The following is a 23582-nucleotide window of genomic DNA, read 5'->3' as shown; positions in this document are numbered from 1 at the left end:
ACGTCGTCTGTCCCTCCACGGTCCGGCTCACCCCTCTCTACGCGCTTTTCGCAAGACAACTCCCACTTCGCGCAGCAGGCTGGGCTTGGTGGGTTTGGGCGGTCCGGGCAGTACGTCGAACCCGGCGGCCGCGATCGCGGAGAGGGCTGCGCGCCCCCCTCCCACGAATCCGGCGAGAAGCAGCTTGAGCCTGCCGTGGACGCTACCCACGAGGGGGGTACCTTCATTCAGCAGTTCCCGAGCGCGTTCTGCTTCGTACGCAACCAGTGAACGCACCGATGCGCCCCCCGCGGGGGCGGTCAGATCGGTTTCGCGGACGTGGAACCGGGCCATGTCGTCCGCGGGCAGATAGATCCGGTCGCGGCCGAGGTCCTCGGTGACGTCCTGGAGGTGCTCGACGATCTGCAGGGCGGTGCAGACGGCGTCGGAGCGGCGGATGCGTTCGGGGCTGGCGGTTCCGGTGATCTGCAGGACGAGCCGGCCCACGGGGTTGGCGGAGAGCTCGCAGTAGGCGGCCAGTTCCTCGTACGTCCCGTAGCGGCGGACCTTCTGGTCCTGCCGGTTCGCCTCGATGAGGCCGAGAAAGGGCTCGGGGGTGAGCGCGCAGCGCCGCACGGTGGGGCGCAGGGCACGCAGCAGGGGATGGCGCGGGCCGTCGCCGGCGGTGTCGAAGACCCGGTCCAGATCGGCCTCGAAGGCATCGAGCATGGCGAGCCGGTCATCGGTCTGCGCCGGTTCGAGCCCGAGATGGCGGGCGTCCGCCCCGCCGGGGGCGAGGTCGCCGTCACCGATGTCGTCGACGAGACGGGCGTAGCCGTAGACGGCCATCAGGTCGTCGCGCCAGGCGCGCGGCAGGAAGAAAGGGGCTACGGGGAAATTCTCGTCCGCCGCCTTGTCGAGGGTGCCGGGCACGGCGGCGTCGTGGTGCGCCTGCCGGGTAGGGGTCACCACCGACCGCCCGGCGCTGGGACGGCGTGAGCACCTCGGAGCTGGAGATTTTCCGTCATTGCCGTCACATCTCCCGTTCTACACTGCTGACCCAAAACATCCCATTCCGGACACGCCGCCCGCTCCACCGAGTGCGGAGCACGCCTGCAGGCCCTTTGGCCAGGCAGTATCGCCCCACTTGCCACGAATCAGCACCGCTACAGCTTACGTCGTACAACGCTCATCGATACCTCGGGGTGTTACGCGCAGAAGAACAACGCGTCCTGTCCCGCCAACCTTCCCCGTGCGCAAGGAAATTGACGTCATCCGACGGGAGGAGATCTTGTGCGGGACGTACCGCCGGTGGTGCCGGCCACCTCGGGGTGTCCACGATCCGGACACCGGACGGCCTCCGCCGGAACTCTCCGGCGGAGGCCGTCCGGTGTCGCGGTACCGGGGAGCGGCTACTTCCCGGTCTCGCGCTCGTACGCCTTGAGGACCTCGTCCGTCGGACCGTCCATCAGCAGCTCGCCCTTTTCCAGCCACAGAACCCGGTCGCAGGTGTCCCTGATGGACTTGTTGCTGTGGCTGACCAGGAAGACGGTGCCCGCTTCCTTGCGGAGCTCCCTGATGCGCTTCTCGGAGCGGATCTGGAACTTGCGGTCACCGGTCGCCAGCGCCTCGTCGATCATGAGGACGTCGTGGTTCTTCGCGGCGGCGATGGAGAAACGCAGCCGGGCGGCCATGCCGGAGGAGTAGGTCCGCATCGGCAGGGTGATGAAGTCGCCCTTCTCGTTGATTCCGGAGAAGTCGACGATGCCCTGGTAGCGCTCGCGGATCTCCTCGCGCGACATGCCCATCGCGAGACCGCCGAGCACCACGTTGCGCTCGCCGGTCAGATCGCTCATCAGTGCCGCGTTCACGCCGAGCAGCGACGGCTGGCCGTCGGTGTACACCTTGCCGTGCTCGGTCGGCAGCAGACCGGCGATGGCCCGCAGCAGGGTCGACTTGCCGGAACCATTGGTCCCGATGAGGCCGATGGCCTCGCCGCGGTACGCGGTGAAGGAGACGCCGCGGACGGCGTGCACCTTCCGCACCCCGCGCGGCTCGCCCTTGCCGCGGCGCAGTATCCGGCTCAGCGCCGCGGTGGCACTGCCCCTGCCTCCGCCGGCGCCGTTGACCCTGTACACGATGTGCACATCGTCGGCGATGACGGTGGGGACGCGCCCCGGAGTGTTGTCGTCAGCCACGGCCGTACCGTTCCTCTGCCTTCCAGAAGTACACGAAGCCCAGGATGCCGACGAGGACCGACCAGCCGAGCGCCACGACCCAGACGTGCGCGGGCAGATTGCTCGATCCGTAACCGTCGATCAGCGCGAAGCGGATCAGGTCCATGTAGACGGCCGCCGGGTTGTACTGGAGCACGTCGGCGATCCAGGCCGGCTTGTCCTTGAGCATCACCGGGATGGAGAACATGACGCCCGACGCGTACATCCAGGTCCGCATGACGAACGGCATCAGCTGGGCGAGGTCGGGGGTCTTGCTGCCGAGCCTGGCCATGATCAGTGCCAGGCCGGTGTTGAAGAGGAACTGCATGGCCAGCGCCGGAATGATCAGCAGCCAGGAGGGGCTCGGATAGCTGCCGAAGGAGACGGCCACGACCGCCAGCACGATCATCGAGTACAGCAGCTGCTGGAGCTGCTGCAGCGAGAACGAGACGGGCAGCGAGGCGCGCGGGAAGTGCAGCGCCCTGACCAGTCCCAGGTTGCCCGAGATGGCCCGCACACCCGCCATCACCGAGCTCTGGGTGAAGGTGAAGACAAAGACGCCGGTCACCAGGAACGGGATGAAGACCTCCTGGCTCATTCCCTTCCTGGTGCCCAGGATCAGCCCGAAGATCAGGTAGTAGACCAGGGCGTTGAGCAGCGGCGTGGCCACCTGCCACAGCTGGCCGAGCTTCGCCTGGCTGTACTGGGCGGTCAGCTTCGCCCTGGAGAACGCCAGGATGAAGTGGCGGCGGCCCCAGAGCTGCCGGATGTACTCGAAGAGCCCCGGCCGGGCGCCGCTCACCGTCAGGCCGTACTTGGCGGCCGTCTCGGCCGCGCTCAGGCCTTCGTCGGCGGACGGTGCGGTGCTCAGTGCGACCGCGCCGTCGTGGGTTGTGTCACTCACCAGATGAAACTCTCGTATTCAAGATGCGCAGCCAGTCGCGGGCGCGGCTCGGAGCGGACAGGTCCCGTAGCGGAAACATACGACTCATGTTCTCAGAGGAGAGCTTCTCAGATCACGGGAGGTCGGCCCAGTCTGGTCAGCCGCCATACCGTACGCCACCTCATCGGGCGGCGGGTCCCGCACGGCGTGGACCAGCCTTCCCGGAAGCCGCCGAGCCATGCCTTCAGGGCCGGGCCGGAGGGCTTGCGCAGCAGGGTCAGCAGCAGCCACACGCCGAGATAGAGGGGAACAAGCGGCGCGGGCAGATTGCGCCGTGCCAGCCAGACCCGGTTGCGGGCCACCATGCGGTGGTACACCGCGTGCCGCGAGGGGGCGGTCGTCGGGTGGTTGAGGACCATGTCCGCGCGGTAGTCGATCCTCCAGCCGGCGTCCAGTGCCCGCCAGGCGAGATCGGTCTCCTCGTGCGCGTAGAAGAACTGGCCGGGCAGCGGTCCGACCTCGGCTATGACCTTGCTGCGTACGGCGTTGGCGCCGCCGAGGAAGGTCGTCACGTGCGAGGAGCGCATCGGGTCGGAGGCGCGCAGCCGCGGCACGTGGCGGCGCTGGGTGACACCGGTGTCGGGGTCGGCGATGCGGAAGCTGATGATGCCCAGCTCGGGGTCGGCCTCGAACGCCTGCCGGCACAGCTCGGCGGTGTCGTCGAGCGGCAGCAGTCCGTCGTCGTCGAGGAAGAGCAGGGCGTCCACATCGGCGCCGGACGGGCCGAACGCCTCGATCCCGACATTGCGGCCGCCGGGGATGCCGAGGTTCTCGGGCAGCTCGACGGTGCGTACACCTGCGGGGACGTCCGGTACGGGGGCGCCGTTGCCGACGACCACCACCTCGATCCGGTCGCCCTTCTGCCCGGCGACCGAATCGAGGAGGGAGCGCAGCTCCTGAGGGCGGTTGCCCATCGTGATGATGACCGCGCCGAGCTTCATGGGGGTGCTCACTTCAGCCTGCTCGACGCCAGGATCGACACGAGGTGCAGCAGGGTCTGGACGATGGCGATGCCGGCCAGGATCGCGATGCCGAGGCGGCTGAAGAACAGGTCGCCGTGGACCACGTCGAGGATCGCGGCCACCAGGATGAAGAGGCTGGCCTCGATGCCGCCGACGAGACGGTGGAACTTCAGCGCGGCGGCGCCACGGCGGGCGAGCGCCAGACCGGAGGAGCGCGGCACGGAGGCCTCGTCCTTGACCGCGGGCAGTCCGCTGCGCTGACGGGCGACGTCGACCAGGTCGGTCTCGGCCTTGATCAGGATCGCGCCGAGCGCGGCGAGCGTCCCGAGGAACGCCCACAGCCAGTTCGCCGCGGTGCCGTTCTGGTGGAAGACGTCCGCACCCCGGATGCCGAAGCCGACCAGCAGGGCCGCCTCGCAGAGGTAGTGGCCTATCCGGTCCAGGTAGACACCGGTGATCGAGGTCTGCTTGCGCCAGCGGGCGACCTCTCCGTCGACGCAGTCGAGCAGGAGATAGATCTGGAACAGCACGACCGCGAGGATCGCGCCGGTCAGCCCCGGGATCAGCAGGGCGGCGCCGCCGATGACGCCCACGACCACCATGAGGTAGGTGAGCTGGTTCGGCGTGATCTTCGTGTTCACCAGGTACGGGTCGATGTGCAGCGAGATCTCCCGCATGTACATGCGCCCGGCCCAGTGCTCACCGCTGCGCCGGTCCTTCACTCCGTCCGGGTGAACGACCGGACGGAGTTCAGCTACTGATGGTCTTGGCATAGTCGGCGTACGCGTCCCTGATCTGGTCGGTGGACAGGTTGAGGTGTTCCAGGATCGTGAAGCGTCCCGGGCGGGTCTGCGGGGCGTAGTCGACGGCCTGGACGAACTCGTCGGCGGTGAAGCCGATGTCTTCGGGCAGGACGGGCAGACCGTGGCGGCGCAGTACGTGGGAGAACAGCCCGGACTGCTCATGGGCTCCGCGCAGATGCATCGCGAAGGCAGCGCCGAGGCCGACCTGCTCTCCGTGGCTCGCGGCCCGCTTGGGGAAGAGCAGGTCGAAGGCGTGGCTGATCTCGTGGCAGGCGCCGGACGACGGGCGGGTGTCCCCGCTGATCGAGATCGCGATGCCTGAGAGCACGAGCGACTCGGCGAGGACAGTGAGGAACTCGTCGTCGGCAACGGTGCCGGGGTGGCGCAGGACGGCTTCGCCCGCCGTACGGGCCATGGCCGCGGCGAGTCCGTCGATCTGCTCGCCATTGACCTGGTGCGAGAGTTCCCAGTCGGCGATCGCCGAGATGTTGGAGATCGCGTCACCGATGCCGGAGCGTACGAAACGGTCCGGGGCATTGCGGATGACAGAAAGGTCGATGACCATCGCGATCGGCGTCGGGACACCGTACGAGCCACGGCCGTTGTCATTGTCCAGCGTCGCGACCGGCGAGCACAGGCCGTCGTGGGCGAGGTTCGTGGCGACGGAGACCAATGGCAGGCCGACCCGGGCCGCGGCGTACTTCGCGACATCGATGATCTTGCCGCCGCCGAGGCCGACCACGGCGTCGTACCGCTTGCCCTTGATGTCGTCGGCCAGCTTCACAGCCGCGTCGATGTTGCCGCTGGCCACGGAGTACCAGTCCGCTCCGGGCAGGACCGGCGAGAGCTTCTCGCGCAGCGCCCGCCCCGAGCCATCGCTTATGGCGATGGCAAGCCTGCCCGAGTTGGAGATCCGCTGGTCGGCGAGGAGGCCGGCCAGGTCGTCCAGGGCGCCGCGGCGGATGTCGACGACGACCGGGGACGGGATGAGCCGGGTCAGTACTGGCACGCGATCTCACGGCCCTTCGCGAGGTCGTCGTGGTTGTCGATCTCGACCCACGTCACTTCCCCGATGGGGGCCACGTCGACGGTGAAGCCGCGGTTCACGAGCTCCTGGTAGCCGTCCTCGTAGTACAGGTCGGGGTCGCGTTCGAACGTCGCCCTGAGCGCGTCGGCGAGCTCGGCCGCGGCCTCGGGCTCGATGAGGGTGACGCCGATGTACTCGCCGGTCGCGGTGGCCGGGTCCATCAGCTTGGTGATGCTTCGCACACCCTTGTCGCCCTCGGTGATGACCTTCATCTCCTCGTCGGCGAGGTGCTTCACCGTGTCGAGGGCGAGGATGATCTTCCGGCCGTCGCCGCGGGCGGCGAGCAGGGTCTTCTCGACGGAGACGGGGTGGACGGTGTCGCCGTTGGCCAGGATGACACCGCGCGTCAGGACCTCACGGGCGCACCACAGGGAGTAGGCGTTGTTCCACTCCTCGGCCTTGTCGTTGTCGATCAGGGTGAGCTTCACGCCGTACTTCGTTTCGAGCTCGGCCTTGCGGTCGTACACCGCTTCCTTGCGGTAGCCGACGACGACGGCCACCTCGGTGAGACCGATCTCCGCGAAGTTGGCCAGCGTGAGGTCCAGGACCGTCTTGTCGCCGTCTACAGGCACGAGGGCCTTCGGAAGCGTGTCGGTGTAGGGGCGCAGACGCCGTCCTGCACCGGCTGCCAGTACGAGGCCGATCATGCGGGTTCTCCTTCGTCGTGAACGGCGGGTGCTTTGGAGGACACCCAGAAGCGGATGGACTCCACGAGCACCACCAGCGCCACAGCCACCGCGAGGGCGGTGAGTGCCACGGTGAACGCTGAATGCTGAGTGAGTACGGCGGCGAGTACGGCCACCACCAGGGTTCGGCCCTCGTGCCCACCGATCACGCGTACCAGCCACTGGGGCGGCGCGCCGGTGCCGCCGCGAATGCGGTACACCGTGTCGTAGTGATGGTAGGCGACGGCCGAGACGAGCCCGAAGGCCGCGGGAAGGGCTCCGGGGACATCGCTGCGGGCGGCGAGAACGAGGATGGTGCAGTACTCCGCCGCCCTGAATATCGGCGGTACGAGCCAGTCGAGGGCGCCCTTGAGGGGGCGGGCCACGGCGATGCCCGAGCAGATCGCGTAGAACACCGCAGCGAAGATCATCTGCACACTGCCGAACGGCTGCTGCGTAGCGGCGGCGATCAGTGCCCCCGCGCCGACGAGCGCGATCACCGGTGCGCTCCAGGCGCCCCCGATCCGGGGGCCCCGTGCCGCCACGATCTGGGCGACGGGTCCGGAGTCGGCGAGGTCGGCCAGTGCCCGGGCGGCGCGGTCGGTGCGCTCCGCCTTGCGGGTCAGCGAGCGCAGCAGGCGGCCCGCGGTGGTGTAGCAGGCCGCGAAGGCGCAGCCGATGAGCAGGGCGTAGAAGACGATCCGGGGCGTGGTCACCGCGGTCAGCACCGCGATCATCGCCCAGCGCTCGCCGATCGGCAGCACTATCATCCGGCGCAGCCAGACCGTCCAGCCGACGCTGTCCAGCCGGTCGGAGAGGGCCGCCGTGGGGCTCGAATTGGCCACCGCGTCGTGGTTCGCCTCGTTGAACGAGAAGTCAATGACATGGCGGCAGGCCTGGAGCACCATCGCGCCGAGGGCCAGTGCCCAGACGTCGTCGCCGCCACGGGCGGCGCCGAGCGCGAGGCCCGCGTAGTACGCGTACTCCTTGGCCCGGTCGAAGGTGGCGTCCAGCCAGGCGCCCATCGTCGAGTACTGCAGCGAGTAGCGGGCGAGCTGCCCGTCGGTGCAGTCCAGGACGAAGGAGAACAGCAGCAGCAGTCCGGCGGCGATGTAGCCGCCGCGGGTGCCGGTCGCCGCGCTGCCCGCCGCGATCAACGCGGTGAGCAGGGACGCGGTGGTGACCTGGTTCGGGGTGAGGCCGCGGCGGGCGCACCAGCGGGCGATGTAGCGGGAGTACGGGCTGATGAAGAACGTGGTGAAGAAGCCGTCGTGGGCCTTCACGGCGCTGCGCAGCCGTACCGCCTCCTCGTCGACCGCGTCGACGGCGCTCTGCGCGGTGGTGCGCGCGGAGTCGTCGGCCGGCACGGCGGCGACCAGCGAGCCGAGCTCGGGGCGCTGCACGGCGGTGCCCGCGGCGTCCATGGTGGCGGCGAGGCGGCCGGGCACGGTGCGGTCGGTGACCGTCGCCGTCGTCGCGCCGGTGGGAGCGCCCGCGCCGACGGCCGCGGCCGTGGCGCTCAGGGCGCGGACGAGCGCGGGGCGCGCCTCGGGCTGCGCGGTGAGCGCACCGGGCACGGTGGCGGCGGGGAAGCGGGGGTCGGTCAGTCCGAGCCTGAGGGCATGGACGTGGCCGACGAAACGGGGGTCGACCAGTGCGACGCGGCGGTCGGCGGGGACGGCCGAGAGCAGCCGTGCGGCCTCGGTCACATCGGCGGCGATCTGTACGTCGAAGTCCAGTGACCGCAGATCGTCCACGAGTGACGATCCGGGCACCGGCGCACCGGTGAGAATGGCGGTCGACAGACGAACTCACTCCTTGGTGCTGACGGGGTCGGCGCGCGACTGTGCGACCCACAAGCGGGCCGGCGGCACGTCGGCAGAGGCTATCGGATGAACGGAAGCGGGAGTTCACTGCCCGTTTATGCTCCGTTCGGGGTGGACCGGCATCATGCGCGCCGCCCGCGATCATCATCGTCGAACACCGCCTCGCCTGACAAAACGCGGTGTCATAGACCTAGGCTGACCCGCATGACATGGCTGATCACAGGCGGAGCGGGATATATCGGTGCACATGTGGTGCGGTCCATGGTGGGGACCGGTGAGCGGGTGGTCGTCCTCGACGACCTCTCGACCGGTGTCGCCGAGCGGCTGCCGGCCGATGTGCCGCTGGTCCGGGGCTCGGCCGCCGACCGCGGGCTGCTCGACCGGGTGCTGACCGAGCACGCCGTGACCGGTGTGGTGCATCTCGCAGCGAAGAAGCAGGTCGGCGAGTCCGTCGAGAAGCCGCTGCTGTACTACCGGGAGAACCTGGCCGGGCTGACCGTCCTGCTGGAGGCCGTCGTCGCGGCCGGCGTGCGGCGCTTTCTGTTCTCGTCCTCGGCCGCGGTATACGGCGTACCGGATGTGGAACTCATCACCGAGGACACTCCCTGTGTCCCGATCAATCCGTACGGTGAGACGAAGCTCGCCGGGGAGTGGCTGGTCCGGGCGACCGGTAAGGCGCACGGGCTGTCCACCGGCTGTCTGCGCTACTTCAACGTGGCCGGGGCGGCCGCGCCGGAACTGTCGGACACCGGTGTCTTCAATGTGATTCCGATGTTCTTCGACCGGCTGACCCGCGGCGAGGCCCCCCGGATCTTCGGTGACGACTACCCGACGCCCGACGGCACCTGCATCCGCGACTACATCCATGTCGCGGACCTCGCCGACGCGCATCTCGCCGTCGCCCGGAAGATGGCCCGGCAGGACGCCGGGGACCTGACCGTGAACATCGGCCGCGGCGAGGGCGTCTCGGTGCGTGAGCTCGCCGATCTGGTGGGCGAGGTCAGCGGCCGGCCGCAGAAGCCGGAGATCGAGGCGCGCCGCCCCGGCGATGCGGCGAAGGCCGTCGCGTCCGCCGCCCGGATGTCCGAGGAGCTGGGCTGGACGGCCCGGCGCGGGGTACGCGAAATGGTCGAGTCGGCCTGGGAGGGCTGGTGCCTGCACCACCCCCCCAGGCCGACGTGCGCGGCAACTGAGCCGTCGGTGATCGCCCCACAGTCCTGACCTGCAGCCATTTCCGCAGGTCAGGGCATATGACAACGGTGTTCAGTACCGTGTTGCCCGATACCCCCCACCCGTAGTTCACTGACAGTGCTCGGGTCGATCGGGTCCGAGTCCGCGAGACGACCGGGAGGCGTCCCCATGGGGGCAGGGCACGACCACGGGCACACCCACGGCGGGCCGCCACCCACGGGCACGGCAGCCGCCGCGTACAAGGGACGGCTGCGGATCGCACTGTGCATCACGCTCGCCGTGATGGTCCTGGAGATCGTCGGCGGACTGCTCTCCGACTCCCTCGCCCTGATCGCCGACGCCGCCCACATGGCGACCGACGCCCTGGGCCTGGGCATGGCGCTGCTGGCGATCCACTTCGCCAACCGGCCGGCCGGGCTCAACCGCACCTTCGGCTTCGCCCGCGCCGAGATCCTCGCCGCCCTGGCCAACTGTCTGCTGCTGCTCGGCGTGGGCGGCTTTCTGCTCTTCGAGGCGATCGAGCGCTTCATCACCCCGGCCGAGACCAGGGGCGGGCTGACGATCGTCTTCGCCCTGCTCGGCATGGTCGCCAACATCGTCTCCCTGTCGCTGCTGCTGCGCGGGCAGAAGGACAGCCTCAATGTGCGCGGCGCCTATCTGGAGGTGCTCGCGGACACGCTCGGCTCGCTGGCCGTGCTGATCTCGGCGGGAATCATCCTGGCCACCGGCTGGCAGGCAGCCGACCCGATCGCCTCGCTGGTGATCGGCCTGATGATCGTCCCCCGTACGGTGAAGCTGCTCAGGGAGACGCTCAACGTGCTGCTGGAGGCGGCACCCAAGGGCGTCGACATGGCTGAGGTACGGGCCCACATCACCGCTCTTCCCGGAGTGCTGGACGTCCATGACCTGCATGCCTGGACGATCACCTCGGGGATGCCGGTGCTCTCGGCCCATGTGGTGGTGCGCCAGGAGATGCTGGACTCGATCGGTCACGAGAAGCTGCTCCACGAACTGCAGGGCTGCCTCGGTGTCCACTTCGACGTGGAGCACTGCACCTTCCAGCTGGAGCCGAGCGGCCATGCCGAGCACGAGGCCAGGCTCTGTCACTGAACCGCCGTTCGACAGCACGTGTAGGGTGTCCGGCGAGGCAAGTGGGCCTCCCCGTGTCCGATGAGAGGAGCTGAGGTTGATGACCGTCGCGACGGCGCCTGCCCGGCGCAGCATCCGGTCCCTCCTCATCTCCAGGGTTCTCGGCTAGCCCCGGCCCACACACCGGGTCGTCACGTTGGCCGGAGCCCTCTCACACAAGGGTTCCCACGTTGACCGACAACGATCACGCCGTCCGTTACGCGGCGTTCTTCTCCCTGCACCACAACCTGCCCCGGCAGAGCCCGGGCTCCGATGCCACCACCCGGCGGATGCTGGCGCTCGCGGGCCCGTTGCCGCGCCGTCCGCGCGTCCTGGATCTGGGCTGCGGGCCCGGCCGCGCCGCCCTGCTGCTCGCCGCCGAGGCGGGCGCCGAGGTGACCGCCGTCGATCTCCACGAGCCGTTCCTCGACGAACTGCGCGAGGCGGCCGAAGCCCGTGGGCTCGGCGACCGCATCCGTACGGTCCGGGCCGACATGGCCGAACTCACGGGACCCGACTTCCCGGACGGCTCGTTCGATCTCGTCTGGGCCGAGGGGTCCGCGTACATCATCGGTTTCGACACCGCACTGCGTGACTGGAAGCGGCTGCTGGCCCCTGGCGGCTCCCTCGTCGTCAGCGAGTGCGTCTGGACGACGGACGCGCCGACGGACGAGGCCCGCATCTACTGGGAGCAGGAGACGTCGATGCGCCCTGTGGCGGCCAACACCGCGGCAGCCATGGCGGCGGGCTACCACGTCCTGGGAGCGTGGGTGCAGCCCGACAGCGACTGGGACGAGTACTACGTCCCGCTCGCCGAGCGCGTCGCGAACACCGACGCCTCGGCTCCCGGCATGGAGTGGGCGCTCGCGGCGACCCGCGAGGAGCTGGCCATGCGGCGCGAACACGGCACGGAGTACGGCTACGCCTGTTACGTGCTGCGCCCCGCCGGCCCCCGCCCGACGGCCCGGCCGGAGGCATCGCGGCGTTCGCACTGACGAAGCGATGCGGGCGCTGGTGTTCGGCGACTCCGTGCCGGTGGCGCGGGGCACGATCCGGTATCCGGCGGCCTTCGGAGTCTGACGTGCCGTCCGGCCCCGCCACGCCGTGAGGCGGGGTGGCGGGGCCGGACATGCCAGGACCCGAAGTGCGGGCAAGCGGCTTTTGTACGGCAGACTTGACCGGACTCGACGGGACCGGCGCACGAGGCCGGGACCATAGCGAAGGATGGGTATGCCGACCACACCAGCCACCGCGGCGAACAGCTCGTCGAACGGCACAGCAGAAGCGATCATGCTCGAACTGGTCGACGAGAACGGCACCACCATCGGTACGGCGGAGAAGCTCGCCGCCCATCAGCCGCCCGGTCAACTGCACCGGGCCTTCTCGGTGTTCCTCTTCGACGAGCAGGGCAGGCTGCTGCTGCAGCGCCGCGCGCTCGGCAAGTACCACTCCCCCGGTGTCTGGTCGAACACCTGCTGCGGCCACCCCTACCCGGGTGAGGCGCCCTTCGCCGCCGCCGCCCGGCGTACGCACGAGGAGCTGGGGGTCTCGCCCTCCCTGCTGGCCGAGGCGGGCACGGTCCGCTACAACCACCCCGACCCGGCCTCCGGTCTGGTGGAGCAGGAATTCAACCATCTCTTCGTGGGCATGGCGCAGGACGGGCTGCACCCGGACCCGGAGGAGGTCGGCGAGACCGCGTTCGTGACGGCGGAAGAGCTCGCCGAGCAGCATGCCCGGGCACCGTTCTCGGCCTGGTTCATGACGGTGCTGGATGCCGCACGGCCTGCGATCAGGGAGCTGACCGGACCGTCCGCCGGCTGGTGACCGGCGCAAGGCACCGGCCGCCGCCGCGGATCCGGAAGGTCAGAGGTGCGGGCTCAGCGGCAGCGCCGCCCAGATGATCTTTCCGCCGCCTGCGGTGTGCTCCACATCGCAGGCACCGCCCGCCTCCCGGGTGATCTCCCGGACCAGCAGCAGTCCGCGCCCGCCGGTCTGCGCGTAGTCCGTCTCCAGGGCCGTCGGACGGTAGGGGTGGTTGTCCTCGACGGACACCCTGACCCATTCCGCGCCGACGGCCACCTCGACGGCCAGCTCCGGTGAGAGCAGCGCGGCGTGCTTCACGGCATTGGTGACCAGCTCCGAGACGATGAGCAGCAGGCCCTCGGCGATGTCGTCGTCCAGCGGCACGCCCTGGCGGTTCAGCAGATCGCGCACGGCGTGCCTGGCCTGCGGTACGGAGACGTCCACGGCCGGGGCGGTGAACCGCCAGACTCCCTCGTACGACACGGGCCGGGCGGGGACACTCCCGCGGCTCTCCATAGTCCGGTACCCGCTCTCGACTCGTCGGTTACTGCACGTCGAGTACAGAGTGCGGGGCGTAGTTGGTCCGGACCGTGCTACTGAACAAAAGTCGACTTCTATCGACAGCTTTTGACCGGACAAGATCGAATGCATCGGTTCTTGGACTGGTTCTGATCCTCGTCGGTGGGTGTGTCCGGCAGTTCCCCACCGGCCACGCGAAGCCCCTCACGGTGCGTGCCTGTCCGGCTCCCCCTTCTTGATCACGAGTTCGAACCGTACGGATAGCATCCGGCGCATGGACCGTAGGGAACCCCGGCTGGAGCACGCCGTCGCGGACGGTGTCGCCACCGTCGTCATCAGCAACCCCGCCAAACGCAATGCGATGACGGCCGCGATGTGGAGCGCGCTGCCCGGTCTGCTGGCGCGGCTGGCCGCCGACCCGGCGGTCCGGGTACTGGTGCTGACGGGCGCCGGGGACACCTTCTGCGCCGGAGCGGACATCTCCTCGCTCCGCGACCGGGCGGGCGATCCGGCGTACGACCCGCAAGCGCTCGCCGCGGCGGCCGAAGAGGCCCTCGCGGCGTTCCCCCGGCCGACGCTGGCGGCGATCCGCGGCTACTGCGTGGGCGGCGGCAGCCAGCTCGCGGCCGCCTGCGATCTGCGCTTCGCCGAGGAGGGTGCGTCGTTCGGCGTGACTCCGGCGAAGCTCGGCATCGTGTACGGCGGGTCGTCGACCCGTCGGCTGGTGGCGCTGATCGGCCCGGCCGCGGCGAAGCATCTGCTGTTCTCCGGCGAGCTGATCGACACCGCACGGGCGCTGCGCAACGGCCTGGTGGACGAGGTGCTGCCGGCCGGTGAGCTGGACAAGCGGGTCGACGCGTACGTACGGACGCTGGCGGCGCGCTCGCAGCTGACCCAGGCGGCGGCGAAGGAGTTCGCCACGGGGCGCGAGGACCGGGACGCCTACTGGGCGCAGCAGGCCCGGCTCAGCGGCGACACCGCGGAGGGTGTCGCCGCCTTCCTTGAGCGGCGCGCGCCGCGCTTCACCTGGACGACGCAGTCCTGACGCCCCCGCGGCTACTGGAGGATGAAGCGGCTCTTGGCCCGGAACTCCTCGACCAGTGCCGCCGGGGCCTTGGCCGGTGAGCCCGCGTCGTACGGCGGCTGCGGGTCGTACTCGGTCAGCAGCTGTACGGCCATGGCGTGCTCGTCGCCCGCGATCCGGCCGACCAGGGTGAGCCCCATGTCGATGCCGGAGGAGACTCCCGCTGCCGTGACGTACTTGCCGTCGACGACGACGCGTTCGACGGTCGCCTCGACGCCGAAGCCCTTCAGGAAGTCCAGCGCGAGCCAGTGCGAGGTGGCGCGGCGGCCCTCCAGCAGTCCGGCGGCGGCGAGCAGCAGCGAACCGGTGCAGACGGAGGTGGTCCAGGTGCTGGTGGCGTCGGCCGCGCGCAGCCAGCCGAGAAGTGTCTCGTTCTCCATCTGGTCGTGCTGGCCGGGGCCTCCGGGGACGACGATCACGTCCGGTGCCGGTACGTCGGCGAAGGTCTTGTCGGCGACGAGCGCGAGGCTGCCGTTGTCGTTGCACACGGGTCCGGTCCGTTCTGCGACGAACACGATGTCGACGCCGGGAACGCGGGCGAGCATTTCGTAGGGGCCCACGGCGTCGAGCGAGGTGTAGCGCTCGAAGAGGGCGATGGCGATCTGCATGGGATTCCTCGTCGGTCGGTCGATCGGTCAGTCGGGCGTCGGTCGGTCCGGCCTCGGTCAGTCGAAGTCGGGCTGGGTGCGGAAGCGGCGGCGGTATTCGGCGGGTGCCGTGCCGAGGGCCTTGATGAACGCGCGGCGCATGGCTTCGGGGGTGCCGTAGCCGCAGGTGCGCGAAATGCCGCTGACGCCGTCGGTGGTGTCCTCCAGGAGCCGACGGGCCTGTTCGAGGCGTACGCGGTCCACGTATCGGCCCGGCGTGAGACCCGTCTCGGCCTGGAATGCGCGGGCGAAGTGACGGGGTGACAGGCGGGCGCGGGCGGCGAGCGCCTCTACGGAGAGGTCGTCGCCGGGGTGCTCGGTGATCCAGTGCTGCACCTCCCGCAGCGGCTCGCGCCGGGCGGTCTGGGCGGTGAGCTGGGCGCTGAACTGGGCCTGGTTTCCGGGTCTGCGGAGAAAGACCACGAGGTGGCGGGCGACGGTGAGCGCGATGTCCCGGCCGTGGTCCTCCTCGACGAGTGCGAGGGCGAGGTCGATACCGGCGGTGACCCCGGCTGAGGTGGCCAGCCTGCCGTCGCGTACGAAGATCGGGTCCGGGTCTACCTCGACGGCCGGGTAGGCGCGGGCGAGGTGCTCGCAGACCGACCAGTGCGTGGTCACCCGGTGCCCGTCCAGCAGTCCGGCCGCGGCGAGCAGCAGCGCGCCGGTGCAGACGGAGACGAGCCGCTCGACGTGCGGGGCGTGGGTGCGCAGCCAGTCGACCAGTGCCGGGTCGGGGCTGCGGGTGCCCGGGCCGCCGGGGACGAGGAGGGTGTGCGGCGCTCCGGTTTCGGCGTCGATTCCGGCGAGGCTGCCGTCCGGGACGAGGGTCAGGCCGCTGCTGGTACGGACCGGGGCGCCGTCGAGGGAGGCGGTGCGCAGTCCGTACGAGGCCCCGGGGAAATGGGAGGCCCCGGCGAAGACCTCCACCGGACCGGCCACATCGAGGCTCTGGACACCGTCGAAGAGGACGACGACTACGGATCTCTGCGTCATGCCTCCAATCCTGCGCAGTCGGGAGCATGGCCGCAACGACGAATATCCCACCCTTTCTGCCATGCCGGGGTCCGTGCGGATCGAGCGCCACCCCGGGGTTACGGGACGTACCGACCAGTCGGTAACGTGACCGTATGAGTACTCTGCCGGTGCGCGCCGGACGCCGCTGCCACAACGCCATCAACCCGTTGCACTCGACGGTCTACTTCTCCCCCGACCTCGGCAAGGAGCTGGGAGAGCTCGGCATCGACGACTCCAACGCCGCGTACTTCGCCGTCCGCGGGGCGGCCCTGGGCGCCGTCGGCCCCGGCACGGTCACCGCGGCCTTCTACAACTTCAACCACGACCTCGTCGCCCGGCATCTGCCCGCCGTGTGGTCCATCGCCTCACCGCAGGCGGTCCTGGAGGCCCGGCTGCGCGCCGCCGACGCCACGCTGCGCCGCCTGCTGGGCGAGGAGACCATCGCCTCCCCCGAACTGGCCGAGGCGGCCGGACTGGCCCTGCGCGCCGCCGAGGCATGTACCCGACACGCCCGGCCGATCTACGCCGCCCACGCCGATCTGCCGGTGCCCGAGACGCCGCACCTGGCGTACTGGCACGCCGGGACGCTGCTGCGCGAACACCGCGGCGACGCCCACATCGCGGCCCTGCTCGCCGCCGGCCTCGACCCGGTGGAGGCCCTGGTCAGCCACACCGCGACCGGCAAGGGAATGAACCCGCGCTGGGTCCTCGCCACCCGCGGCTGGCGCCGCACCGACTGGGAGGCGGCGTCCGAGCGACTGCGCGGCCGTGGACTCCTGGACGACGAGGGCGAGTTGACGGAGGCCGGCATCGCACTGCGGGCCGATCTGGAGGACGCCACGGACCGGATGGACCTGGCCCCGTACGAACACCTGGGCGAGGAGGGCGTGGAGCGGCTGACCGAGCTGGCGCGCGGCTTCCTGTTCACGGCGGCCTCGGCGGGCGCGTTTCCGGCGGATCTCGTCGGCAAGGGCTGAGCGACACCAGCCGCCAACCGGGGTGGTCGGGCGACACGGCGCCCGGCCACCCGGCACAATGCAGGCGAAGGGGTCCGGCCCCGGTAAGCACAGCCAGTACAGCCAGCATGAGAAGGCGAGTCGGTAGAACCGTGACGACGTCCATCGAAGGCAGGATCGCCGAGGAGCTCGGCGTACGCGAGCGGCAGGTGAAGGCGGCCGTCGAGCTGCTCGACGGCGGGTCGACCGTGCCGTTCATCGCGCGCTACCGCAAGGAAGCGACCGAGATGCTCGATGATGCGCAGCTGCGCACGCTGGAGGAGCGGCTGCGGTATCTGCGGGAGCTGGAGGACCGTCGCACGGCGATCCTCGACTCGGTGCGTGAGCAGGGCAAGCTCGACGAGGCGCTGGAGGCGCAGATCCGGGCCGCCGACACCAAGGCGCGCCTTGAGGACATCTATCTGCCGTTCAAACCCAAGCGGCGCACGAAGGCGCAGATCGCCCGGGAGGCGGGGCTCGAACCGCTCGCCGACGGGCTTCTGGGCGACCCGTCCGCGGACCCGATCGCCACTGCCGCCGCGTTCGTCGACGCGGACAAGGGCGTCGCGGACGCCGCGGCGGCTCTGGAGGGGGCCCGCGCCATCCTCACCGAGCGGTTCTCGGAGGACGCCGATCTGATCGGTGAACTGCGTGAGCGCATGTGGTCGCGCGGGCGGCTGGCCGCCAAGGTGCGGGACGGCAAGGAGGAGGCGGGGGCGAAGTTCGCCGACTACTTCGATTTCGCCGAGCCGTTCACCGCGCTGCCCTCGCACCGGGTGCTCGCGATGCTGCGGGGCGAGAAGGAGGATGTGCTCGATCTGGTCCTGGAGCCGGAGGAGCCTTCCGAGACGCCCGGCCCTTCGACGTACGAGAACATGGTCGCCCGGCGCTTCGGCGTGGCCGACCGCGGCCGCCCCGGCGACAAGTGGCTCGGCGACACGGTGCGCTGGGCCTGGCGGACCCGGATCCTGGTGCACCTCGGGATCGATCTGCGACTGCGGCTGCGCACGGCGGCGGAGGACGAGGCGGTACGCGTCTTCGCATCGAACCTGCGCGATCTGCTGCTCGCCGCGCCGGCCGGGACCCGGGCCACGCTGGGGCTCGACCCCGGTTTCCGTACGGGTGTGAAGGTGGCCGTGGTCGACGCGACCGGCAAGGTCGTCGCGACGGACGTCATCTACCCGCACGTCCCGGCGAACAAGTGGGACCAGGCGCTGGCCAAGCTGGAGCAGTTGGCGAAGGCCCACTCCGTCGATCTGATCGCGATCGGCAACGGCACCGCGTCCCGCGAGACCGACAAGCTCGCGGGCGAACTCATCGACAAACACCCCGAGTTGAAGCTCACCAAGGTGATGGTGTCCGAGGCGGGCGCCTCGGTCTACTCGGCCTCGGCCTTCGCCTCGCAGGAACTCCCGGACATGGACGTGTCCTTGCGCGGCGCGGTGTCGATCGCGCGGCGCCTGCAGGACCCGCTGGCCGAGCTGGTGAAGATCGACCCGAAGTCGATCGGCGTCGGCCAGTACCAGCACGATCTGTCCGAGGTGAAGCTGTCGCGCTCGCTGGACGCGGTCGTCGAGGACTGTGTGAACGGCGTCGGTGTCGACGTCAACACCGCGTCGGCGCCGCTGCTTTCACGGGTTTCGGGGATCGGCTCGGGGCTCGCCGAGAACATCGTCGCGCACCGTGACACGAACGGTCCTTTCCGGTCGCGCAGGGCACTGAAGGATGTGGCGCGGCTGGGCCCGAAGGCGTACGAGCAGTGCGCGGGCTTCCTGCGCATCCGGGGCGACGATCCGCTGGACGCCTCCAGCGTGCACCCGGAGGCGTACCCGGTCGTGCGGGCGATGGTGAAGCGGACGGGCGGCGACGTCGCCTCGCTGATCGGCAACACGGGTGTGCTGCGGTCGCTGCGGGCCGATGACTTCGTGGACGAGAAGTTCGGTCTGCCGACGGTCACCGACATCCTGCGGGAGCTGGAGAAGCCGGGCCGTGACCCGCGACCCGCGTTCAAGACGGCGACCTTCAAGGAAGGCGTCGAGAAGATCGGTGATCTGGCGTCCGGGATGGTGCTGGAGGGTGTCGTCACCAATGTCGCGGCGTTCGGTGCGTTCGTGGACATCGGTGTGCACCAGGACGGCCTGGTGCATGTGTCGGCGATGTCGCGCACGTTCGTGAAGGACCCGCGGGATGTCGTGAAGCCGGGCGACATCGTGAAGGTCAAGGTCATGGATGTCGACATCCCGCGCAAGCGCATCTCGCTGACGCTGCGGCTGGACGACGAGTCCGCGCCGCAGGCCTCCGGCGGCGGCCAGGGTCAGCGCCGTGAGCGCGGCCAGGGTGCCCGCCCGCCCCAGCAGCGCGCCCCGCGCGAGCGACGCGACGGCGGCGGCGCCCGGCAGGCGGCGACGCCGGCTCCCGCGAACAGTGCGATGGCCGACGCCCTGCGCCGCGCGGGCCTGGCGGACGGCGGCGGTGCCACGGACCGCCGCGGCAGGCGCTGACGAGGCCGGGGTCCACCGGGCCGGGCGGCAATGCCCGGCCCGGCCCCGGGTACCCGCCCGGAATTCGCCGCTGGGGCCGGGCCCGCAAGGGTGTCAACGATCCGGACGACGGGCGGCCTGCGCCAAAACTCTCCGGCGCAGGCCGCCCGTCCGGTGTCGCGGGACCGGGAGCCCTGCGGGGCTACGGCCCGGCACGCGCCCGCCGCGCGCGGGATCGGCCGTTACTCCCCGGCCACCCCCGCCGTCTCCTTCCGGTCCGCACTTCCCCCTGCCGCGCGGAGCTTCAGCGACGCGCGGTGGGCCGGAATCAGCAGAGCCACGAGGGCCGCGGCAAGGCATACGACAGTGAGCAGGGCGAAGCCGTGGGTGTAGCCGGATTCGTACGGGAGCCCGCTCGGCTGGAGCCGGCCGGTGACCAGGATGCCGGTGACCGCGGCGCCGATGGAGCCGCCGATGGTGCGGATGTTGGCGTTCATTCCGGTCGCAGCGCCGGTCTGCTCGGCCGGGACGCTGTGCACGATGAGGGTGGCCATGGAGGCGAACGCCAGTCCGATGCCGAGGCCGAACACTCCGGCGGCCACAGCGACCTGCCAGGCCTGCCCGTGCCAGACGGTGAGCAGCCCGCAGGACACCGCGCCGAGAACCGCACCGGCGACGAGCAGGTTCTTCGCGCCGACCACGGGAGCGAGGCGGCCGCTGAGCACACCGGAGGCGAACATGGCGACCAGCATGGGCAGCATCAGCAGTCCGGCCCCGGTGACACTGGAGCCGAACCCGTACCCGGCGGCCGACGGGGTCTGCGCGAAGCCCGGCAGGAACGACCACACCGCGAACATGCCCGCCCCGAAGAGCAGTGCGGCCGCGTTGGTCGTCCACACCGGGTACAGCCGCATGATGCGCAGATCGATCAGCGGGTGTTCGGCCCGCGACTCCGCGACCAGCCACGCGGCGAACAGCACGACGGCCACACCGAACAGGCCGAGGACCCGGGCCGAGCCCCAGCCCCACGAACTCGCCTCGCTCAGCGGCAGCAGCAGCGCCACCAGCCAGCCGGAGAGCAGAATCGCGCCGGCCCAGTTGACCCGGCCCTCGGCGCGCCGCGGCGACTCGGGCACGTACCAGAAGGCGATCACGGCGGTCAGCGCGACCACCGCCACCGGCAGCCAGAACAGCCAGCGGTAGTCGAGCGTGGCGACGATGGGCCCGGCGAGAACCATGCCGAGGCCGCCGCCCGCGGCGATAACCGCGGACAGGTTGCTGATGCTGGCGCCGACCCGGGAGGCGTCGAACTCGTCGCGGATGATGCCGAAGGACAGCGGGAAGAGGGCGCCGCCGATGCCCTGGACGACCCGCGCGACGATCAGGACTCCGATGCTGGGCGCGAGCGCGGCGAGCAGACAGCCGACGAGTACGGCGACCAGCGAGGCGACGAGCGTGCGCTTCTTGCCGATCAGGTCGCCGACGCGGCCGAGGATCGGGGTGAAGATCGAGGCGGAGAGGAGATAGGCCGTCATCACCCAGGTCACGGTCGCCTGCGAGGTGTGCATCGCATGCTGGACGGTGGGCAGGGCCGGCGCGATCAGCGACTGGAGGAGGGAGAACACACCCGCACCGGTCGCGAGGACGGCGAAGGTGACCCGGTTCGAGGAACGCGGTCGGGATGGAGCGGACAAAGTCGGCTTCTCTCTCGGGCATGCGGGCATACCCGTTCTGCGGAACAGCGGAGCACAGGCGTACGTCCCGGTGCGGGGTGCCCGGGGGCACGGACGCGGGCGCGGCCTCGCTGCCGCGTCTGGAAGGATGGGAGTCGTCGGACACAGCCGACGCCGGACGCTGCTCCACTGGTAAAGTGGAGGAGAGCCTCCAGATTAGCGGAGGCGCACCTCCGGTTCAAGTCAGTGAGGCAACACGGTGGCGCACACCCCTGTGAGCGAGATCGTCGAGGCCCGGCGCCCGCGCCGCGCCGACGCGCGGCGCAACTACGACGCGCTGTTGAAGGCCGCCCGTGAGGCCTTCGCCGAGCAGGGTGCCGAGGCATCCCTGGAGGACATCGCGCGCCGCGCGGGCGTCGGGATCGGCACGCTGTACCGCAATTTCCCGACCCGCGTCCAGCTATTCGAGGTCGTCTACGCGGACGAGGTCGACGCGCTGTGCAAGGTCGCCGACGAGGTCGCGGACGAGCCGCCGTGGCAGGCGCTGACCATCTGGCTGCGCCGCTTCGTCGAGTACATGGTCACCAAGCGGGCGATCCGCGAGGCCATGGACGGCGAGTCCGACGTGTTCGTCTCCTGCCGCGCCTCGATGTACGAGGCGGGCGGCCCGCTGTTCGCCCGCGCCCAGGAGGCCCGCGAGATCCGGCCCGACATGTCCTTCGACGACCTGATCCGCATGGTCGCGGGCGTCACGGGGGCCTCGTACCCCACGACCGAGCAGCGCGACCGCGTCCTGGAGATCGCCCTGGACGGCGTCCGCGCCCGCTGACCCTCAGCTCTCGGTGACCCTGCCCCCGTCCACCCGCAGCATGCGCGTGGTGCGCACGACGTCGAGCATCCGCCGGTCGTGCGTCACCAGCAGCAGCGTCCCCGTGTACGACTCCAGCGCCGATTCCAGCTGCTCGATCGCGGGCAGGTCGAGGTGGTTCGTCGGCTCGTCCAGCACCAGCAGGTTCACTCCCCTGCCCTGGAGCAGGGCGAGTGCCGCCCTCGTGCGCTCGCCGGGCGAGAGGGTCGTCGCGGGGCGCATCACATGGTCCGCGCGCAGGCCGAACTTGGCGAGCAGCGTGCGGACTTCGGCCGGTTCGGTGTCGGGAACGGCCGCGCAGAACGCCTCCAGGAGCGACTCCGAGCCGTGGAACAGCTTGCGCGCCTGATCGACCTCGCCGACCACCACGCCCGAGCCGAGCGTCGCGTGCCCGGAATCCAGCGGGAGGCGGCCGAGGAGCGCGGCAAGGAGGGTGGACTTGCCCGCCCCGTTGGCGCCGGTGATGGCGATCCGGTCCGCCCAGTCGATCTGCAGGGACGCCGGGCCGAAGGTGAAGTCGCCGCGTACGACCTGCGCCTCGCGCAGGGTGGCCACGACCGAGCCGGAGCGGGGTGCGGCGGCGATCTCCATCCGCAGTTCCCACTCCTTGCGCGGTTCGTCGACGACGTCGAGCCGTTCGATCATGCGCTGGGTCTGCCGGGCCTTCGCGGCCTGCTTCTCGCTCGACTCGCTGCGGAACTTGCGGCCGAGCTTGTCGCTGTCGGTCGCCTTGCGGCGGGCGTTCTTGACGCCCTTGTCCATCCAGGAGCGCTGCATCTGAGCACGCCCTTCGAGGGCGGAGCGCTTGTCGGCGTACTCCTCGAACTCCTCGCGGGCGTGCCTGCGGGCCCTCTCGCGCTCCTCCAGATAGGCCGCGTACCCGCCGCCGTACAGGTTGATCTGCTGCTGGACCAGGTCCAGTTCGAGGACCTTGGTGACCGTGCGCATCAGGAACTCGCGGTCGTGGCTGATGACGACCGTGCCCGCGCGCAGCCCAAAGACGTAGCGCTCCAGCCGCTCCAGGCCGTCGAGGTCGAGGTCGTTGGTGGGCTCGTCGAGCAGGAAGACGTCGTAGCGGGAGAGCAGGAGGGAGGCCAGACCCGCGCGGGCTGCCTGGCCGCCGGAGAGTGCGGTCATCGGCAGGTCGAGGCCGACGGTCAGTCCGAGGTCGGCGGCGACCTCCTCGGCGCGCTCGTCGAGGTCCGCGCCGCCGAGGGCCAGCCAGCGTTCGAGCGCCTCGGAGTACGCGTCGTCGGCGCCCGGCGCCCCGTCGACGAGGGCCTGCGTCGCGGCGTCCATCGCGGTCTGTGCGTCGGCGACGCCGGTGCGGCGGGCCAGGAACTCCCGCACGGTCTCCTCGGGGCGGCGCTCGGGCTCCTGCGGGAGGTGGCCGACGGTGGCGGTGGGCGGGGAGAGCCGCAGCTCGCCCTCCTCCGGCCGGTCGAGTCCGGCGAGCAGCCGGAGCAGGGACGATTTACCGGCGCCGTTGACTCCGACGAGACCGATCACATCACCGGGCGCGACGACGAGGTCGAGTCCGGCGAAGAGCGTGCGGTCGCCATGTCCGGCGGCGAGGTCTTTGGCGACGAGAGTGGCAGTCATCAGGGTGTCGATCCTAAACGGCGACCGGGCAGGTCCGGGCAGCCCGGCCATCCCGGTGCCGGTCCAAGTCGCCGGGAGGCCCGCCGTCACCGGCGGA

At 70.4% G+C, this 23582-nt stretch carries 20 protein-coding genes and 1 pseudogene; 8 read left to right on the top strand and 13 right to left on the bottom strand.

The genetic code is table 11. The features are described 5' to 3' along the window. Positions 1–27: 27 nt before the first annotated feature. From hpnC to OG507_RS36855, 8 genes are all read right to left on the bottom strand, one after another. Positions 28–948, bottom strand: a complete 921-nt coding sequence (gene hpnC, locus OG507_RS36890; protein ID WP_327371445.1) for a squalene synthase HpnC — start codon at positions 946–948, stop codon at positions 28–30. Between the two features lie 443 nt (positions 949–1391). Further along, positions 1392–2177: an ABC transporter ATP-binding protein gene (locus OG507_RS36885; RefSeq protein ID WP_327371444.1), complete on the bottom strand. Its 786-nt coding sequence runs from the start codon at positions 2175–2177 to the stop codon at positions 1392–1394. Then, the gene (locus tag OG507_RS36880) at positions 2170–3099 is read right to left on the bottom strand and encodes an ABC transporter permease (RefSeq protein WP_327371443.1); all 930 of its coding nucleotides are present in this window, start codon (positions 3097–3099) and stop codon (positions 2170–2172) included. Before OG507_RS36880 ends, OG507_RS36885 begins: the two co-directional genes overlap by 8 nt. 107 nt (positions 3100–3206) lie before the next feature. Beyond that, positions 3207–4079 (bottom strand): glycosyltransferase family 2 protein, encoded by an 873-nt coding sequence (locus tag OG507_RS36875; RefSeq protein WP_327372226.1) that lies wholly within the window; start codon positions 4077–4079, stop codon positions 3207–3209. A gap of 8 nt (positions 4080–4087) precedes the next feature. Further along, on the bottom strand, positions 4088–4873 hold the full coding sequence (locus OG507_RS36870) for a CDP-alcohol phosphatidyltransferase family protein (RefSeq protein WP_327371442.1): 786 nt from the start codon (positions 4871–4873) through the stop codon (positions 4088–4090). Continuing rightward, positions 4851–5912 carry an iron-containing alcohol dehydrogenase family protein gene (locus OG507_RS36865; protein WP_327371441.1) on the bottom strand — a complete coding sequence of 354 codons (1062 nt, stop codon included), beginning with the start codon at positions 5910–5912 and terminating at the stop codon, positions 4851–4853. Before OG507_RS36865 ends, OG507_RS36870 begins: the two co-directional genes overlap by 23 nt. Then, entirely contained in the window at positions 5900–6637 is a 738-nt protein-coding gene (locus OG507_RS36860) for a phosphocholine cytidylyltransferase family protein (protein WP_327371440.1), read from the bottom strand. The genes OG507_RS36865 and OG507_RS36860 overlap by 13 nt, the downstream gene beginning before the upstream one ends. Further along, the gene (locus tag OG507_RS36855) at positions 6634–8412 is read right to left on the bottom strand and encodes a DUF5941 domain-containing protein (RefSeq protein ID WP_327371439.1); all 1779 of its coding nucleotides are present in this window, start codon (positions 8410–8412) and stop codon (positions 6634–6636) included. Before OG507_RS36855 ends, OG507_RS36860 begins: the two co-directional genes overlap by 4 nt. Before the next feature lie 273 nt (positions 8413–8685). Here OG507_RS36855 and galE point away from each other — a divergent pair, with 273 nt between their 5' ends. The 4 genes and pseudogenes from galE (at position 8686) to idi (ending at position 12624) form a co-directional block, all read left to right on the top strand. Further along, entirely contained in the window at positions 8686–9702 is a 1017-nt protein-coding gene (galE, locus tag OG507_RS36850) for a UDP-glucose 4-epimerase GalE (RefSeq protein ID WP_327371438.1), read from the top strand. A 138-nt stretch (positions 9703–9840) separates the two neighbouring features. Further along, on the top strand, positions 9841–10782 hold the full coding sequence (locus OG507_RS36845) for a cation diffusion facilitator family transporter (RefSeq protein WP_327371437.1): 942 nt from the start codon (positions 9841–9843) through the stop codon (positions 10780–10782). A 209-nt stretch (positions 10783–10991) separates the two neighbouring features. Then, positions 10992–11780 (top strand): annotated as a pseudogene (locus OG507_RS36840) (class I SAM-dependent methyltransferase); the annotation flags it as partial. Between the two features lie 250 nt (positions 11781–12030). After that, a complete protein-coding gene (gene idi / locus OG507_RS36835) occupies positions 12031–12624 on the top strand; it encodes an isopentenyl-diphosphate Delta-isomerase (RefSeq protein WP_327371436.1) in 594 nt (197 codons plus the stop codon). A gap of 39 nt (positions 12625–12663) precedes the next feature. Here idi and OG507_RS36830 read toward each other — a convergent pair whose 3' ends face one another. After that, positions 12664–13119, bottom strand: coding sequence for an ATP-binding protein (locus tag OG507_RS36830; protein WP_327371435.1), 456 nt, complete (start codon positions 13117–13119; stop codon positions 12664–12666). A gap of 277 nt (positions 13120–13396) precedes the next feature. Between OG507_RS36830 and OG507_RS36825 the strand changes: the two genes are divergently transcribed. Continuing rightward, the gene (locus OG507_RS36825; protein ID WP_327371434.1) at positions 13397–14167 is read left to right on the top strand and encodes an enoyl-CoA hydratase/isomerase family protein; all 771 of its coding nucleotides are present in this window, start codon (positions 13397–13399) and stop codon (positions 14165–14167) included. An 11-nt stretch (positions 14168–14178) separates the two neighbouring features. Here OG507_RS36825 and OG507_RS36820 read toward each other — a convergent pair whose 3' ends face one another. Together OG507_RS36820 and OG507_RS36815 are read right to left on the bottom strand one after the other, a co-directional pair. Beyond that, entirely contained in the window at positions 14179–14814 is a 636-nt protein-coding gene (locus OG507_RS36820) for a DJ-1/PfpI family protein (protein ID WP_327371433.1), read from the bottom strand. Between the two features lie 57 nt (positions 14815–14871). Then, positions 14872–15846 (bottom strand): GlxA family transcriptional regulator, encoded by a 975-nt coding sequence (locus OG507_RS36815; RefSeq protein ID WP_327371432.1) that lies wholly within the window; start codon positions 15844–15846, stop codon positions 14872–14874. 134 nt (positions 15847–15980) lie between these two features. Here OG507_RS36815 and OG507_RS36810 point away from each other — a divergent pair, with 134 nt between their 5' ends. Both OG507_RS36810 and OG507_RS36805 read left to right on the top strand, forming a co-directional pair. Further along, a complete protein-coding gene (locus tag OG507_RS36810) occupies positions 15981–16844 on the top strand; it encodes an SCO6745 family protein (protein WP_327371431.1) in 864 nt (287 codons plus the stop codon). Between the two features lie 131 nt (positions 16845–16975). Continuing rightward, positions 16976–19363 (top strand): Tex family protein, encoded by a 2388-nt coding sequence (locus OG507_RS36805; protein WP_327371430.1) that lies wholly within the window; start codon positions 16976–16978, stop codon positions 19361–19363. A 221-nt stretch (positions 19364–19584) separates the two neighbouring features. On the opposite strand, the gene OG507_RS36800 is transcribed toward OG507_RS36805, so the two are convergent. Then, entirely contained in the window at positions 19585–21036 is a 1452-nt protein-coding gene (locus OG507_RS36800) for an MFS transporter (protein ID WP_327371429.1), read from the bottom strand. A gap of 238 nt (positions 21037–21274) precedes the next feature. On the opposite strand from OG507_RS36800, the gene OG507_RS36795 reads away from it, so the two are divergent. Then, entirely contained in the window at positions 21275–21844 is a 570-nt protein-coding gene (locus tag OG507_RS36795; RefSeq protein WP_327371428.1) for a TetR/AcrR family transcriptional regulator, read from the top strand. Between the two features lie 3 nt (positions 21845–21847). Here the strand turns inward: OG507_RS36795 and OG507_RS36790 are convergent, their stop codons facing one another. Next, the gene (locus OG507_RS36790) at positions 21848–23485 is read right to left on the bottom strand and encodes an ABC-F family ATP-binding cassette domain-containing protein (RefSeq protein WP_327371427.1); all 1638 of its coding nucleotides are present in this window, start codon (positions 23483–23485) and stop codon (positions 21848–21850) included. Positions 23486–23582 lie beyond the last annotated feature (97 nt).

The organism is Streptomyces sp. NBC_01217, assembly GCF_035994185.1.
GTDB lineage: Bacteria > Actinomycetota > Actinomycetes > Streptomycetales > Streptomycetaceae > Streptomyces.
The sequence above is the reverse complement of the archived record's forward strand: the minus strand, read 5'-3'. Positions and strand labels throughout refer to the sequence as shown.

Excerpts from the sequence above, each read along its gene's own strand:
- OG507_RS36875 (WP_327372226.1), bottom strand. The coding sequence starts at position 4,079 with ATGAAGCTCGGCGCGGTCATCATCACGATGGGCAACCGCCCTCAGGAG.
- OG507_RS36870 (WP_327371442.1), bottom strand. The coding sequence starts at position 4,873 with ATGCCAAGACCATCAGTAGCTGAACTCCGTCCGGTCGTTCACCCGGAC.
- OG507_RS36860 (WP_327371440.1), bottom strand. The coding sequence starts at position 6,637 with ATGATCGGCCTCGTACTGGCAGCCGGTGCAGGACGGCGTCTGCGCCCC.
- galE (WP_327371438.1), top strand. The coding sequence starts at position 8,686 with ATGACATGGCTGATCACAGGCGGAGCGGGATATATCGGTGCACATGTG.
- OG507_RS36845 (WP_327371437.1), top strand. The coding sequence starts at position 9,841 with ATGGGGGCAGGGCACGACCACGGGCACACCCACGGCGGGCCGCCACCC.
- idi (WP_327371436.1), top strand. The coding sequence starts at position 12,031 with ATGCCGACCACACCAGCCACCGCGGCGAACAGCTCGTCGAACGGCACA.
- OG507_RS36830 (WP_327371435.1), bottom strand. The coding sequence starts at position 13,119 with ATGGAGAGCCGCGGGAGTGTCCCCGCCCGGCCCGTGTCGTACGAGGGA.
- OG507_RS36825 (WP_327371434.1), top strand. The coding sequence starts at position 13,397 with ATGGACCGTAGGGAACCCCGGCTGGAGCACGCCGTCGCGGACGGTGTC.
- OG507_RS36820 (WP_327371433.1), bottom strand. The coding sequence starts at position 14,814 with ATGCAGATCGCCATCGCCCTCTTCGAGCGCTACACCTCGCTCGACGCC.
- OG507_RS36815 (WP_327371432.1), bottom strand. The coding sequence starts at position 15,846 with ATGACGCAGAGATCCGTAGTCGTCGTCCTCTTCGACGGTGTCCAGAGC.
- OG507_RS36810 (WP_327371431.1), top strand. The coding sequence starts at position 15,981 with ATGAGTACTCTGCCGGTGCGCGCCGGACGCCGCTGCCACAACGCCATC.
- OG507_RS36790 (WP_327371427.1), bottom strand. The coding sequence starts at position 23,485 with ATGACTGCCACTCTCGTCGCCAAAGACCTCGCCGCCGGACATGGCGAC.